Source organism: Desulfotomaculum sp. OF05-3 (assembly GCF_003435535.1).
GTDB classification, from domain to species: domain Bacteria; phylum Bacillota; class Clostridia; order Lachnospirales; family Lachnospiraceae; genus Pilosibacter; species Pilosibacter fragilis.
Genome location: NZ_QWGO01000026.1, coordinates 1 through 14,845, shown reverse-complemented (window position 1 = coordinate 14,845; position 14,845 = coordinate 1). Strand labels below are relative to the sequence as shown.

Here is a 14,845-nt window from a genome sequence, read left to right as displayed (position 1 = left end):
TGTCTATCCCATGAAAAATGTTTTATTGATTGGAGCAGGTCGCTTTGGGCGGCATATCGCCATGCAGCTTTCTCAACTGGGGCATCAGGTCATGGCAGTTGATACCAACGAGGAGCGAATCAACGATGTGCTTCCGTTTGTCACCAACGCACAGATCGGCGACAGCACCAATGCGGAGTTCCTGCGTTCGCTCGGCATCGGGAATTTTGATGTTTGCTTTATGACCATCAGCGGCAACTTCCAGAACTCGCTGGAAACCACCTCGCTGCTGAAAGAGCTGGGCGCAAAATGCGTGGTATCCCGCGCCGAACGCGACGTGCAGGCGAAGTTTCTGCTCCGCAACGGCGCAGATAACGTGGTCTATCCCGAAAAGCAGATGGCAAAATGGGCAGCGATTCGATTCACTGCCGACCATATTTTTGACTATATAGAGATCGACGAGCAGCACGCCATCTTTGAAGTTCAGGTGCCAGAGGCGTGGGTCGGGAAAAGCGTTGGAGAACTGGATGTTCGCCGAAAGTTCGGCATCAATATCCTCGGCATCAAGCGTGCAGGAAAAACGGATGTTTCCGTTACGCCGGACACTGTATTGTCCGATGACATAACGATTCTGACAATGGGTGAGTATAAAGCGCTGCAAAAGTGCTTTCGGATTTGAATGGGCCTGTGCACAATAGTGGAAAGGAAGAAACATGGCGAAGAAACCGCAAAACACAGCCGGTAACAGAAATGAGGATTCCGCGCCGCAGGAACGCAAATGGCCGGACAAGGCGATTATTCGTTACATTATCCGCGCATTGGTGCTGCTGATTGTATTTGCGTGGGCACTGGTAAACCTTGACGCTGTTTTGCGTTTTCTCGGCAAGGTGCTTGCGCTGTTCACGCCATTTCTGATCGGCGGCGCAATTGCGTTTTTGATTAACATAGTCCTTCGACCGTTGGAATGCTGCTGGAACAAGGTGTGCCGAAGGGCTCCTGAAAAGCTGACCCGCCCTGTGTGCCTGAGCGCAAGCACCGTGCTCGTTCTTGGGATTCTGTTTGCTGTGGTGTTTATGATGATCCCCAGCCTGCGGGAGTCCGGCGACGAGTTTATTCAAAACATTCCGGCCTATGTGGAGGAAATCGGGCGGTGGTGGACAGGCGTTGTCCGGTTTGCTGCAAAATATAACATTGTCCTGCCCGAATACGCCATAGACTCCGACCTGTTGATCGAGAAGGTCACCGCCTTGATCAGCGATGAGGGAAGCGGCATCCTCACCGTGACGTGGGGCGCGGCAACCTCTGTCCTGTCGGCTTTGGTGGATGTTCTCTTGGGACTTGTCTTTGCGCTGTATCTGCTTGCAAAGAAGGAAGTCGTCGCAGCACATTTGAAAAAACTCATTGTGACAGTCCTTCCGCAAAAGAAGGCACAGCGGCTTCTGAGTATTGCCTTTCTGACCAACCAAACCTTTACAAATTTTGTCAGCGGACAGCTTACCGAAGCGGTCATCATCGGCGTTCTGTGCTTCTTTGGAATGCTGATCCTTGGGATTCCGTATGCTGGTGCGGTCTCCGCGTTTGTGGCCGTTACTGCGCTGGTACCGATTTTTGGCGCATGGATTGGCGGCGGTCTTGGCGCGTTTTTGATCCTGCTGGCAGAACCCGGCAAGGCTCTGTGGTTCATTCTCTTTCTGCTCATTTTGCAGCAGGTGGAGGGCAATCTGATTTATCCCAAGGTGGTCGGCAAGTCCGTTGGGCTTCCCGGACTGCTTGTGCTGATGGCTGTTACAATCGGCGGCGAAGCATTCGGCGTCTTAGGGATGCTGTTCAGCGTACCCGTCTGTGCTGTGTTGTACAGTCTTTATCTGGAGTTCATGAAGAAAGCAAGCACCAACCACTGAATGATTCATGATCGGCTGCCTCCTGAATATAAGGCTGCGAGCCAAATGCAAAGGGCTTGGGATTATCCCAAAATCGCCACGTGTCCGGACAGCGGCTGTGCTTGCTATTCTCCCAAATCTCAGTTTCCCCATCCCCGCGCTGCGCTTTTCCTTCGGCGTGATCTGTGGTATACTGTAGGAAAATCACCAAAGGGAGGGCTGCGTATGGCAGAGAGACGCGTATTTGCCGGTTACTACAAGCGCTACGACGGCAAGCCGATTTTCGTCATCCGGGTGCTCAAGGACATCGACACCGGCGAGGCCATCGTGGTCTGCAAGGATGCCAGCTTTTCCCGCGAGGACAACGAACATTACTACCTCATCCGCTACGCCTCCTTCTGCGAGCAGGTCAAAGTCGATGGTGTGCTGCGGGATAAATACGTCCGTCAGACCCGGCGCGAGATCGACGAAGGCACCGTCCGCGAGGTGTATGAGGATGGCTTTCCGGAGCCTAAGAGCAAGCCCTTCACTTATGTTGATGACGAGTACGCGGAGCGCACCATCCGTTGCAGCAGAACCTACTATGAATACGCCGACCTCTTCCGGAAACGCTTTTCCGAGGGGCTGTCCATCCGCAAAGCAGCGGATGCCATGCAGCAGAATCGCGGCGTGGTCGAGCGGCGGCAGGCCGCGCTCTATCGGGCGTTCGCCCAGCTTTTGCAGCAGCGGGATGAGGCAGATGGTGTCTGTCGGCTGATGCAGAAAACTGAATACGATCAAAGGGATATAGAGGATTTGCTCGAATAACTGATGCAAATCCAAGCGCTTGTCGTAGTGGCAGGCGCTTCTTTTTTTGCCCTTGTTATGACAAAACCGTGACGCCCCGCATCATTTTGTCCGTTGGAAAGTAGAAAGGGCAATTTGGAGCAGCTCACAGAATTTATTTCACCGTCCTCGAAACTTTTTTGAGAAATCTGGGACAAAACCGGTCTCTGATTCACTTAGCTCAGTAGAGGGAGGATCAGGGGCAAGAAAAGTTTTTTGAAAAAGGGTGCCAAGTTTTTGAGAAAAAATGTCCGTTGGTTATATAGAGGACCTTCTGCACGACCAAAATTTTTTCGCGCCACCTGACAAACGGCCAAAAATTGTCTGCGGGATGGAGAAAGGGAAACCAATCCATCCAAGCCGCCCTTCAAACAAAGTTTTTCAAAATCGAAAGGAGAACCACAATGAACATCATGCACTACGATTATTCCGACAAGACCACCGTCCCCACGGAGCTGCTGCAAGACCCCTATCTCTCTGTCGATACCAAGGGTCTGGCCGCAATCCTCTGTTCCTTCGGCAAAGAAGCCTTTGAGCTGTCCGAACTGAACAAACTGCTGAAAGATAACATTTCGGATGAGCGAATCTTCCGCACGCTCATGGAGCTTTACGATATGTGCTATCTGGACGTTTGGGAAGAGGGAGATAACAGACACCTGATGCTGAGGGGGATGTAAGTCATGCCGGACCGCACGCGACCCATCCGCAAGGAAATCTGCCTCAACGAGCAGGAGTTGAATCTCATTCAGCACAAGATGCGGCAGTTGGGGACGCACAACTTCGGGGTTTACGCCCGGAAAATGCTGCTCGACGGGTACATCATCAAGGTCGATTACACCGAGCAGAAAAAGTTAACTGCCGCCGTCAGCCGCGTCACCTCGAACGTCAACCAGATTTGCCGCCGCATCAACAGCACCGGGCGCTGCTACGAGGATGACGTTGCCGAGCTGAAAGCGCGGCAAGCCGAGATCTGGGAGCTGCTGCTGGACAGGGCAAGCATTTCCCGGCAGAACGGCTACGTCGAGCCGGACGGCACCATCCGGCTGTACTTCACCTTGGAGCAGGCGCAGACAAAGCTCCACCGCAGCCGCCAGAGCGCCACACGAATCTTCCGGGAACTAGAGTACAGCGGCTTGATCGTTCGGCGCAAGCAGGGCTTTGCCAATACTAATGATTGTGCGAAGAGGGATAAAATCCGTTCAACTTGAAGTATACCTTGTTTCACTGGGACACAATCTTTATAAATTCCACAACAAACAGATGAAAATAAAATCAGCTGCATAGATTTGAAAATCAACAAATTTATGGGGTAAGGGGGAAATGCGCTTTTAGAGACTACTTCGTTTATAATTTTTTAAAATAAAAACTTACTAAATTTCTGATTATCTTTTCATAAGTTGGTAAATGCCGATATATCCCGTATTTTAGGGCTTTATCGGTATTTTCTTTTCGGAAGATACCTTGCATAAGCTGGCATTTACCAGCATGAAAATGCAACCAAAAGTAGTAAATGAGTAGTAAATATAAGCTCCGATATTAACAAGCCAGCCTTTCCAGTTCTGCTTTTGCAGATTGAAATGTGCCGTGTGCATAATAGCCAAGTGTCATGGTTATGTTAGCGTGTCCCATGAGATATTGCAGAGTGTTTGGGTTCATTCCTCTGTTTGCCATATTCGTACAATAAGTATGTCTGAATGAATGTGGCGTGATGTTCGGTAACTTGTCCGTGTGATACTTGTTATACTTCTTAATCAGTCCTCGCACCATGCCCTCATAGTTTCCTGCAACTTTAGGCAAGCCCTCACGATTTAGGAATAGGAAATTGCTGTAACCACCTACAATCAGCGGTTGTGCCTTTCCTCTGTTCTTTAGTATTCTTTGGATTGCTTGATAAGCCCGTTCTGTCAATGGAAGTTCCCGTTTTCCGTTTTTGGTCTTTGGTGTTTCAATATAGTAGCCCATTTCGCTATCTTTCAATAACTGGTGGTCTATATTGAGTATTCTGTTCTGCATATCAATATGCGTCGTCAGTCCGCAAAATTCAGAAATACGAAGTCCCGTTTCCAGCAGAAGCACAACCTCATCATAATACTTACTGTAAATCTTGTCCTTTTCCATAAAGGCAAGCAGGTGTTCTTCCTGCTCTGGTGTAAGGATAACTTTCTGTTCGGTATCATCTTCCAGAACATCACTTAACTTAAATTCAAATGGGTTCTTTCTGATACAGTCGTCTTGTATTGCCATGTAAAATGACGCTTTCAAGGAACGTTTATAGTTATCAATCGTTTTATAGGCATATCCTTTTTCGCTCATTCTGATAGCCCATTCTTTAGCGTCCGACTGCTTAACCGTATCAATCGCCCTCATACCTAATGGGTCATTTTTCAAAGCGTTCATAAGATACTGTCGTCCTTTTTCAGTAGCCCTTTTGATGTTCTTTCTTTGACTGTTCTTCTTGTCGTAGAGCTGGCAGACTGTCATTTTACCGCCGACTGTGTCGATACCGTCGTTAAGGTCTTTTTTTATCTGTGCTTCTTTTTCCCTCAACGATATATCATCACGCTTTCCAGCAGGTGTCTTGTCTGTCGGTACAAGTTTCCAAGAATAGATAAATTGTGGCTTTCCGTATATATCGGTATATTTATAAACGTATCTTCCGTCTTTTCGCTGGCTCTCTCCATTACGCAAATTGCGATTTTTACTGTCTTTTCGTTTCACATTAGACATAGTGTAAAGCTCCTTTCCGTCATGGAATGAGCCGTGATACGCTACTAATATTATACCATATCTACGGCTCAATGACATTAGATTTCGTCCAATGTATCTATGATTTTTTCAAATTGTTTTCGCTTAATCTGAATACGATTACCGTTCACGATAACCCAGCCAGCGTCAAGATTTTCTTCGGCTAATTTACGCAATTTCTTTTCGCCAATACGGAAGTATTTAGACGCTTCTTCAATCGTCAGCGTATATTTTTCCCAGATAGGCACATCAGTATTGTTCATAATCTATGCACCCCCTTTACTGTGTGTCATTTTTTTACAAGCAGACAAACGGCTTTGGAAAGCTCCGTTAGTATCTCAACTATTCCCATTCTTGTGGGCAGAACCGCACCATGCGGACGTATCATTATTCTGTGAGGATAGGTCGTGGCAAAACGACTATTCCAACAGTCGCTCTCGGATCACTGCGTGGGTCGCTCGCTTTCTTTTGGAAAGGTCATGGCGTACAGTCCCCGTGGCTTGCTATCTCACAAACGTATCTGTCTGCTTTATTCAGTTGTCAAAGACCAGACGGGCATAATCAATCCCAATATGAATTAGAAGCGTTTAATATCAAAGTTTAAGATTTTACGAATAATCGCTTCTTTGATAAAACCTTTCATTTCCAAATCTACCGCAAGACGTAAGTTGTTGTTATCGTCGTAAAACGGACGCATACAGCACTGATTGATATATGGGTCATAAAATTCCAAGATTTTTGAAATTGCTGTTTCGTCGCCGTCGCAGGCTTTGGAAATAACCGTGAAAGTCGGTGTCAGCTCTTTTGGCATTTTTCTTTTTCCTCCTCAATCAGTTGCTTTAACTTGTCTAGTGCTTGTATTCTGCACTTCGTTACATTCGCTCTGGAACAGTCAAGCATTTTCCCAATGTAAGTGTCCGTGTCGCCAATGAAAAAATACTGTAAAACGATATTACGCTTTCGTTCTTCAATAGCTTTCAATGCACGAGCCAGTTGTTCATCTTCGATTGATACTTTTTCTCCACAGACTTCAAATACCGCAACATAATCCGTAGAATATGTATCTTCTGTACCTATGGAATTTAAGAGGTCGTCCATAATTTCGGCGAATGGCATTTCTTTTTTCTCTGAACGACGTATCGCTCGATAGAAGTCAATCGCTCTATGACGTATAACTGTTTTAATAGCACAATCGAATTGATGACAGGTTTTTTCTTGTAGTTCTGACGGTTTCATTTTCCTCACCTCCTTTCGCTAGTCGAAAAGAGGTGTCTGCCCCTTTTCATATATACCGCGTTGAAAGTGGGGGACAGCGTAACCAAAATCGAAAAAACTTTAAAAAATTTTTTTCTGGCATGAAAAAAGCCCGCACAAAACATATAGTCTGTACGAGCTTTTAAAACTGTGCTATATTCAGTTGTTATAAAAATGCCGTTAGGTTCAAACTGATTGCGTCGAGGTATATCTAAAATATTCCATAATGACAACTCCTTTACGGCACTATTCTAATTTAATCAGACAGAAAAGAAATTGCACCGTTTTTAATTTCTAAGATTTCGTCGGCTTCTTCTGCCAAATGCTTACTGTGTGTAACCACAACAACACATTTTCCTAATTCATGTGCAGTCTTTTTCAGCAAAGCAATGATTTCATCAGCGGTAGTTTCGTCAAGATTTCCCGTCGGTTCGTCTGCCAAAAGTACATGAGCGTCGCTGGCTAATGCTCTTGCAATCGCTACACGCTGTTGCTGTCCGCCAGATAGTTGCAATACATTTCTCTGCCAGTATTCTTTTCCAATGCCGACTTCTTCCAATAATTTTTCAGCATTTCCACTACCACCTAATTTGACATTTTCAACCGTTGTCAAATAATCAATCAGATTATAATTTTGAAATACCAATGAGATATTATGCTTTCTGTGGTAATTCAGCCCTTTTTTTGTAATGTCCTCGCCATTGCAAAGGACAGTCCCTTTTACCGCTGTGTCTAAGCCTGCTAACAACGATAAGAGTGTTGTTTTTCCTGCACCACTCGGACCGACAATAGTATAAAAAATACCCTCCTCGAAAGTAGCAGATACATTATTCAAAATGGTTTTATCTTTTTTTGTTTTGTAAGCATAGCTTACATTCTTTACTTCTAACATTTTCGTCGTCCTCCTAACTCATTTCCGATAAAATATCTTTCGGGTTTCTCTTTAGTATTACAATTCCAGATACCAGAACAGAAGCCGTTATCAACACAAGAACACTTGCTCCGTCCAACAGATACATTTCTGGCGTAACCTCTACGCTGATATTCTGCACGTCCTGCTTTGGTGCAACATATTCTGTGGATACTTTTCCCTCGTTATTTTTTTCTTCTTCCTGCATTTGCTGAACCTGCTGTGATACCAGATAATTTGCAGTTACTTTGGAAACGGCAGGAGCGACAGCAAAGGATAGCATAAGGGAAAGAACAGCAATCATAATCGCTTCACTCCAAATCTGCCCGATAATTCTGAATTTCGGAACACCGAGAGATAAGAAAATGCCGACTTCCTGCACTCGATTTTTCAGCCAGAACAGAAATACTAAAACAAGGATAACAAAACTTGCAACAGAGATTACCAATATCATCATTTCGCTTACTTTTGCTAAATCATTGAAGTTTGAGGACATGGTTTCGGAATTTCCGTTATTGTCAATCAAATCATATTGCCCCCAGTTGATGTCTACTTTTTGCAGATTTTCTTTTACTTCGTCGTAAGCTTCCACATCTTCTACTTTGAAATAGGCTCTTTCATATAATGGACTTGTTTCACCCTCTGCCTTTTCTGGAAATCTCAAATCTGTAAATATTACATTTTCCGAACGGTAAGTATCTCCCTGCATAAGTGGGGACATCTTTTGATCCACTTGATAAATTCCAACAATCTCAGCTTCTGATACCTTTGAATTTTCAGTATCGTGGTAATCATTAAAAGAAATCTTATCGCCGATTTTCAGATTATTTTGATTTGCAAGTTCCTCTGAAATGACACACATATCTTTATCCTCTGGGGTTATCATTCGCCCCTCTTTGATATGCAGGTTTCCAGATAAAACATTTCTGTCAAGTTTCATATCTTTGTTTCCAATTAAGCTTACACCTCCCTCATCTACACTTTGGTCTACATCTTTATCTTCAATTCTTTTGAAATTTACAGGGTTTACAGGAGTTGTTGCTGTTGTAATATTGTAATCAGCAATTCCTTTTGTTTTTGCCAGTTTCTCAATGTCTTTTATATCTAAGCTTTCAAATTCATTTGTTGTCCAGCCTGACCAAGTCTCCACACCATTGATAATCTCTTTTTCCTGATGGTAGCCACCAAAACTACCTTCCTTATCATTACCAATCTTTTCTGAGTATTCACGAACTCGTTTTGTTCGGTACTCTGCATTTCTTTCTAAAAGAAAGCCTGCACCTATGGCTTGTCTGGTTTTGTCCTGCACCTCAATACTGGCATTTTTGCTCGCCACACCTGCAAGAAGCAGGGTACTGATTGCAAAAACAATCAACAATAAGAGAATACTTTTTATGGGCTTTCTGAACACAGAACGCCTTGCCAATCCAAAAAAATTCATGTACTATCCCTCCATTTTCGCTAATATATCTTTTGGGTTTGCTCGTAATATCGGAAGAATGGAACAGCACAATGCCACCAGAATAACTGCACCACCTAAAAGGAACAACATTCCAATATCTTGTATCTGCAACACCACTTTCAGATTTTCTGTTACTGTTTCTGAACCAGTAATGACATTTTGCAAAACGCCCGAGAACAATTTACCAATGGCTGTTGCTCCTAAAACCGAAAGTGTAAATACACTGCCTGCTTCTAATAAAGTTTGCAGGAAAATTTCACTTTTTGTCTTGCCGAGGCTCATAAAGATTGCCACCTCTTTTTGCCTTGTCCGCATCCACATACATAACAGCAGGGAAACAACAACAGTACCAGTTACCAATGTAAGTACCAGCATAAGATTTGCCACCTTACTGATTTGCTCTAATGGAGCAGACATCTGTTGATAAAGGGTATCGGAAGTGCTAAGTTCTACATCATTTCCGAATATTTTTTGCAAGCTGGTTTCCAGCACATCTAATTTTTCTGGTCTTTTTGAATAAACGCAGAGTTTTTCAAATTCAGCTTCTTTGAACAATTCTTTATAAGTGCTGTTGTCAATAAAGACTTGATTTTCTATTCGATTGACTGCGGTAGTTTCTGTTGGCTGGTCTTTTTCCACATTTCCTGCGGACATGAAAATTCCAATAATTTGAACAGATACTTTTGTTCCGTTTTCTGTACTTAATTCAATCGTATCTCCAACTTTTAGCTCATTTTGATTTGCAAGGTTCGCATTGATAACAGCACCTTTTTTCTCATGTTTGATATAATCGCCAGAAGATAAGCGGTACTGCATTTCTGAAAAAGGGCTGTCCTTTTCCAAATCATCATAGGAGAGCAACGCTATTTTCAAATTTTCCTCATTCGTAGAAGTATTGAGCGTAACGGGAGCAAAACTAGCTGGAAATACATCTTGCCTGCCGATACGGTTGATAGCTGAAACATCTTCCAGCGTTTCAATCTTGTTTACTTCATTCTCTGTTATCTTGCTGTCCTTACTTGTAATTTCAGCTACAATCTTAGAATTTGTCTTTTCCTGCATGGCTTGTTTGGACTCATTTGTAGTCCTTAAAATCATGCTTGTACCTAAAATCATACTGTTTACAAGTATCAAAACAATCAACAAAAGAATGGTTTTTCCTTTTTTTCGCTGTAAATAGCGAAAACCAAGTTGATAAAACTTCATACTTCACACCTCTATTCCCAACGGGCTATGACAACCTTTGTTGCATTGAAATGAAGTGTGTCTGCAAATTCTCCATAAAGATATACTTCAGATTGTTTTTTTACATCGGATATAGAACCCGTTGTTACATTTGTAACACCAGACTGTGCATTTACTGTGGCAATGACAAATTCACAATCTGGGTTATAGGTTACAGAAACAGCATTGTCTTTATTTTCCATTCCCGGTGCTTCTATTTTTATCCCAGCTCCACCCTCAATATCTTTTGCTTGATTTACCAAGCAACCATTGTCTGTAAATTCCAAAACACTTCCTCTCAAATTAGCAGACTCTAATATGTCGTTTCCTTTATTTTCTGAAGAACCATTTGTATTTTCTTCATTCGTATTAGAATTGACAATAGGATTAGACGTATCTGGCTTCTCATTTGGACTTGCACCACACCCCGTCAATGCACAGATACATAATCCAACTGCTATGAATTTACTGATGTTTGTTTTTTTCATTTTTGTATTCCACCTTTCTTGTTCGATATGCCCCTATTGTAAAAGCAAACCATTCTAAAAATCCTGTAAAAAAGTAAGAAAATCATCATCATTTTTTAGAGGATTTTTACAGACTTTTCTGTTATACTGTCTATAATTTATATAGAAAAGGATTGATACATTATGAAAATACTTCTTCTGGAAGATGATTTAGAGTTATGTAAAAATATAAAAATTTCTCTGGAAAAAGAAAACTATATGGTTGATTGTTGCAATGACGGGGAAACTGCTATGCTGTATGCCTTAAATACAGACTATGCTTATGACCTCGCCATTGTAGACCGTATGTTACCGATTATTGACGGTTTGACAATCATAAAATCTATGCGTAAAAAAGGAATTTCTATTCCTATCCTTATCATTACTGCCATGAGTACCCTTGACAATCGGGTTGAGGGTTTAGACGGCGGTGCTGATGATTATTTAGTAAAACCATTTCATATCAAAGAATTGCTTGCAAGAGTTCGGGCATTAACAAGACGCCCTGCCAATATCCAGTTATCTTCCAAATTAGAATATGGAGATTTAACTTTCGATAAAGACAGCCGAACCTTATCTACACCCGTCAATTCTCTTTTATTAACTTCAAAAGAAACCGAGTTGACTTTTGTATTTATGCAGAACCCAGAAACACTATTTTCCCGTGAACAGCTAATCCTTAAAATCTGGGGCAGTTCTTCCGAGGTAGAAACTGGCAATGTAGACAGTTACATTTCTTTTCTGCGAAAACGCCTAAAAGAATTAAAAAGTTCCTGTAAAATAACAACGGTCTACGGTGCAGGGTACAAACTGGAGAAAGAAACATGTTAAATAACTTATACCGAAAACTTCATATTCTGTTTGCAAGTTCTGTTATGCTGATTATTACCCTTGTGATTTCCTTTGTCGTTGCGAACACAGTTCATACAGAGAAAATCAACGAAAGCACCTTATTTCAGAGATTGACAACCTTGCTGATTTATCAAGTGGAAAGTGCTTCTTCGGATATGGACAAAGCACTCAAAACCTACGAAGAGAGTTATCATATTTTTTCTTTAATTACTGATACAAGGGGGAATACCATTTATCAGAGTGATTTCCCATTTCCAACTTCTGCGGACAATCTGTTGCATGATGTAGAAAAGCAGATTTCTACACAACCATTATCACAAATAGAAAACAGCACAACTTCACAAGGCGGTTTTCTGGAAATAAGAGGAACACATCACGATACTTATTTTGTTATTCCTGCTACAATTAGGACAGCAAATGATACCGTGTATCATGCAACCTTTCTTTATCAGACAGCCAGTTTGACGGATATTTTACAAAAAACATTGCCTATATATCTTCTTATCTGGTTTTTGGCTTGTATCGTTGTTATCGTGCTGACCCGTTATCTGCTGAAAAAGTCGTTTGCTCCAACGGAACGAATACTGCAAAGCCAAAAAGATTTTGTTGCAACAGCGTCCCATGAATTAAAATCTCCACTTGCTGTTATGATTTCCAACACGGATATGCTTCTTGATAATGTTTCCTTAAACGAGCAGGCAAAGCAAGCCGTACAGACCATAGATTTTGAATGTATGCGGTTATCCCGTTTAGTCAAAGATATGTTGCTTTTGGCTTCTTCCGACGCTAAAACATGGACATTGCATAAAAGCACAATCAATGTAGATACCTTGCTCATTACGTTATATGAAACCTACGAACCCGTCTGCATGAAGCAGAATTTAGAACTAAAACTGCATTTATCCGAGGAAAGTTATCCTGCTATGTTTACCGACAAAGACCGATTATTTCAAATCTTGTGTGTCTTTATGGATAATGCCATTCAACATTCCAAGAATAATTCTTTAATAGAGATAGAAGTAATCGCCACCGAAAAAAATATTGCTTTTTCTGTGGTAGACCACGGGCAAGGCATTTCTGATGAAGATAAGCAGTATATCTTTGACCGATTTTATAGTGGCGACAAGTCCCATACGAACAAATCGAATTTTGGACTGGGACTAAGTATCGCCAAAGAATTAACTCAAATGCTGAACGGTATTATCATTATCAATGATACTGCTGGTGGAGGTGCTACTTTTACTGTTAAATTTCCTCTGAAATAGATTAAGGCTTGCAGATCATACACTATGTATGGAGCAAGCCTTTTTTCAAATCTTTGTCTTTTTGGTAATCTTGTAAATATATTCTTCTGGGGTAGGGCGTTTATTACCAAAATATTTTTTGAAATTTGCCTACACTTCTGGGGCGGTGCTATTCATAGCTTCATCAATCGTCGCTTCAATATCTGCCCGAACATCAGCCAATGATACACCGCCAGCTTTTGCACCAGCTTTCAACGCTTTTTTTATATCTCGCTTTTTTAGTCCTATCATAATAACCTTTCTTATCATAATTGCAAATTTATAAATTCATTAGTATTAAAACTGAAATTCAAATACATTACTAAAATCATTGTTCAAGACATAATAAACTTTATTTTTTTCTGTAGAATATACAAATGAAACCCTAGTTGCCCACAAGTCTTTTTGAGAAACAGATTTTAATACTTTAAATGCGTCATTTACTGAAAAATCTTTATCATATCCTGCCAATAACTCTTTAGCCACTTCGTATCTTGTATCCCCAGAAACAATGTACGGCTTTGTTATATCTGGTTTTAGAATAGAATAATTTGTAATAAGTGAAAAATTTTCTTGTTCATATCTATACCCAATTCCAGGTTCAATAATTAAAACTCGTCCTTTTTTATCAGAAAGCATAGCTTGCATAGTAGCATCTGGTGCATAAATAATTTTTTTCTTTTTAACAATGTCCAAGGCTTTATCAAAAGAAATCTCTGCCTTAATGAATTTTTCTGTTAATTCAGATATTGTAATACAATCCTCGCTTTCTATATACCTTGCATTTTCATTACCATGAACATAAAGAAGTGTTCCTACATTACCATTTTTATTTATCCCATGAAATGAATGATACAGACCGTCAGGCATTTTAATACCAATATAAAATCTATTTTCTTCGGTAATTACAGTATGATCCCATACAGAAAGGTCAATATCAAAATTAAAACCAACAATTTTATCTATACCATTGTAAACAAATCTTGTACACATATAATCACTCCTCAAAATACTATTTCAAATAGTCATTTAACTAATCTAATTAGTATTTTAAAATGTTTTTAAACTCAAACATATTATATTCGCACGTTTCGATTGAATAGCCTGAACTAAAGTAGGCTAAAGAGAGGGTAAACATAACGCTATTGCGCCCTACTAAACCCTTTTCTCCTGAAAATTTCGTTTCGTGCAATAAGAGATTAAACCAGGGTTCATCTACTTGTTTTTTGCCTTCTGTACCGCTTAAAACCGTTAGACTTGAACGAGTAAAGCCCTTATTATCTGTTTGTTTGAAAGACCAATCTTGCCATTCTTTGAAAGAATAACGGTAATTGGGATCAAAAAATTCTACATTGTCCGTTCTTGGTATACGAGCAATCCCAAAATGATTGCACGTTAGATCAACTGGCAAAGACTTTCCAAAATATTCTCGGATATTTTGCGAGATTATTTTGGCTGCTTTGACAGATTTAAATTCTGATTTTGAAGTCACATAGACTGGCGTTTCTAAAACAAAATATGCTTGATAACCTTTATCAGATTTGATAATTAACGTAGGCATAAAACCTAAATCAATAGCTGTTGTTAAAATATCGCTTGCTGAAATAGTTTCTTTTTCCGTGTGAATATCAAAATCAATAAAGAAGGTATTGATTTGTCTTAAATTGTTTTCAGAATGTCCTTTAGTGTATGAACGGTTTTCGTCTGCATACGTACCATAACGATAAACGTTTGGTGTCCAATGCGTAAATGTATCTTGATTTTCGTGAATCGCTTCTTCGGAAGTCAGAACAACGCCACGTCCGCCAATCATGCTTTTTTTTGAGCGATACGCAAAAATAGCCCCTTTACTTTTACCTGGCTTGGTAGTGATTGAGCGAATTTTACTATTTGAATATTACGGGTACTTTTACACCACTTGTCCG

General features: G+C 41.1%; 17 protein-coding genes and 1 pseudogene. 7 read left to right on the top strand and 11 right to left on the bottom strand.

Translation table 11 applies throughout. From position 1 onward, the window contains the following. Positions 1 to 10: 10 nt before the first annotated feature. The 5 genes from DXA87_RS12930 to DXA87_RS18460 all read left to right on the top strand — a co-directional run bounded on the left by DXA87_RS12930 (position 11) and on the right by DXA87_RS18460 (position 3,892). On the top strand, positions 11 to 658 hold the full coding sequence (locus tag DXA87_RS12930) for a TrkA family potassium uptake protein (protein WP_117483337.1): 648 nt from the start codon (positions 11 to 13) through the stop codon (positions 656 to 658). 34 nt (positions 659 to 692) lie between these two features. Continuing rightward, positions 693 to 1,880 carry an AI-2E family transporter gene (locus DXA87_RS12925; RefSeq protein WP_117504735.1) on the top strand — a complete coding sequence of 396 codons (1,188 nt, stop codon included), beginning with the start codon at positions 693 to 695 and terminating at the stop codon, positions 1,878 to 1,880. A 204-nt stretch (positions 1,881 to 2,084) separates the two neighbouring features. After that, complete coding sequence (locus DXA87_RS12920; protein WP_117504734.1) at positions 2,085 to 2,666, top strand: hypothetical protein; 582 nt, start codon at positions 2,085 to 2,087, stop codon at positions 2,664 to 2,666. 422 nt (positions 2,667 to 3,088) lie between these two features. Continuing rightward, entirely contained in the window at positions 3,089 to 3,361 is a 273-nt protein-coding gene (locus DXA87_RS12915; protein ID WP_117470476.1) for a hypothetical protein, read from the top strand. Between the two features lie 3 nt (positions 3,362 to 3,364). Next, the gene (locus DXA87_RS18460) at positions 3,365 to 3,892 is read left to right on the top strand and encodes a replication initiator protein A (protein ID WP_242990620.1); all 528 of its coding nucleotides are present in this window, start codon (positions 3,365 to 3,367) and stop codon (positions 3,890 to 3,892) included. Positions 3,893 to 4,220: 328 nt separating this feature from the next. Here the strand turns inward: DXA87_RS18460 and DXA87_RS12900 are convergent, their stop codons facing one another. From DXA87_RS12900 to DXA87_RS12860, 8 genes are all read right to left on the bottom strand, one after another. Then, positions 4,221 to 5,411, bottom strand: a complete 1,191-nt coding sequence (locus tag DXA87_RS12900) for a site-specific integrase (protein ID WP_025489609.1) — start codon at positions 5,409 to 5,411, stop codon at positions 4,221 to 4,223. A gap of 77 nt (positions 5,412 to 5,488) precedes the next feature. Continuing rightward, positions 5,489 to 5,692, bottom strand: coding sequence for an excisionase (locus DXA87_RS12895; protein ID WP_002347229.1), 204 nt, complete (start codon positions 5,690 to 5,692; stop codon positions 5,489 to 5,491). Positions 5,693 to 6,006: 314 nt separating this feature from the next. Continuing rightward, positions 6,007 to 6,240: a helix-turn-helix domain-containing protein gene (locus DXA87_RS12885; RefSeq protein WP_003431885.1), complete on the bottom strand. Its 234-nt coding sequence runs from the start codon at positions 6,238 to 6,240 to the stop codon at positions 6,007 to 6,009. Then, positions 6,225 to 6,665: a hypothetical protein gene (locus DXA87_RS12880; RefSeq protein WP_003431889.1), complete on the bottom strand. Its 441-nt coding sequence runs from the start codon at positions 6,663 to 6,665 to the stop codon at positions 6,225 to 6,227. Before DXA87_RS12880 ends, DXA87_RS12885 begins: the two co-directional genes overlap by 16 nt. A gap of 274 nt (positions 6,666 to 6,939) precedes the next feature. After that, positions 6,940 to 7,575: an ABC transporter ATP-binding protein gene (locus tag DXA87_RS12875; RefSeq protein ID WP_003431891.1), complete on the bottom strand. Its 636-nt coding sequence runs from the start codon at positions 7,573 to 7,575 to the stop codon at positions 6,940 to 6,942. 13 nt (positions 7,576 to 7,588) lie between these two features. Further along, positions 7,589 to 9,034 (bottom strand): FtsX-like permease family protein, encoded by a 1,446-nt coding sequence (locus DXA87_RS12870; RefSeq protein ID WP_117504733.1) that lies wholly within the window; start codon positions 9,032 to 9,034, stop codon positions 7,589 to 7,591. 3 nt (positions 9,035 to 9,037) lie between these two features. Beyond that, complete coding sequence (locus tag DXA87_RS12865) at positions 9,038 to 10,261, bottom strand: FtsX-like permease family protein (protein ID WP_025489608.1); 1,224 nt, start codon at positions 10,259 to 10,261, stop codon at positions 9,038 to 9,040. An 11-nt stretch (positions 10,262 to 10,272) separates the two neighbouring features. Further along, positions 10,273 to 10,767: a hypothetical protein gene (locus DXA87_RS12860; RefSeq protein WP_025489607.1), complete on the bottom strand. Its 495-nt coding sequence runs from the start codon at positions 10,765 to 10,767 to the stop codon at positions 10,273 to 10,275. A gap of 162 nt (positions 10,768 to 10,929) precedes the next feature. On the opposite strand from DXA87_RS12860, the gene DXA87_RS12855 reads away from it, so the two are divergent. Both DXA87_RS12855 and DXA87_RS12850 read left to right on the top strand, forming a co-directional pair. After that, positions 10,930 to 11,616 carry a response regulator transcription factor gene (locus DXA87_RS12855; RefSeq protein ID WP_025489606.1) on the top strand — a complete coding sequence of 229 codons (687 nt, stop codon included), beginning with the start codon at positions 10,930 to 10,932 and terminating at the stop codon, positions 11,614 to 11,616. Continuing rightward, positions 11,610 to 12,902: a HAMP domain-containing sensor histidine kinase gene (locus DXA87_RS12850; RefSeq protein WP_021364213.1), complete on the top strand. Its 1,293-nt coding sequence runs from the start codon at positions 11,610 to 11,612 to the stop codon at positions 12,900 to 12,902. The genes DXA87_RS12855 and DXA87_RS12850 overlap by 7 nt, the downstream gene beginning before the upstream one ends. 45 nt (positions 12,903 to 12,947) lie before the next feature. Here the strand turns inward: DXA87_RS12850 and DXA87_RS12845 are convergent. The 3 genes and pseudogenes from DXA87_RS12845 to DXA87_RS12835 form a co-directional block, all read right to left on the bottom strand. Further along, positions 12,948 to 13,172 (bottom strand): annotated as a pseudogene (locus DXA87_RS12845) (hypothetical protein). Between the two features lie 45 nt (positions 13,173 to 13,217). Next, positions 13,218 to 13,913 (bottom strand): hypothetical protein, encoded by a 696-nt coding sequence (locus DXA87_RS12840; RefSeq protein WP_009905043.1) that lies wholly within the window; start codon positions 13,911 to 13,913, stop codon positions 13,218 to 13,220. Between the two features lie 49 nt (positions 13,914 to 13,962). After that, positions 13,963 to 14,733: a primase C-terminal domain-containing protein gene (locus DXA87_RS12835; RefSeq protein WP_242998071.1), complete on the bottom strand. Its 771-nt coding sequence runs from the start codon at positions 14,731 to 14,733 to the stop codon at positions 13,963 to 13,965. Positions 14,734 to 14,845 lie beyond the last annotated feature (112 nt).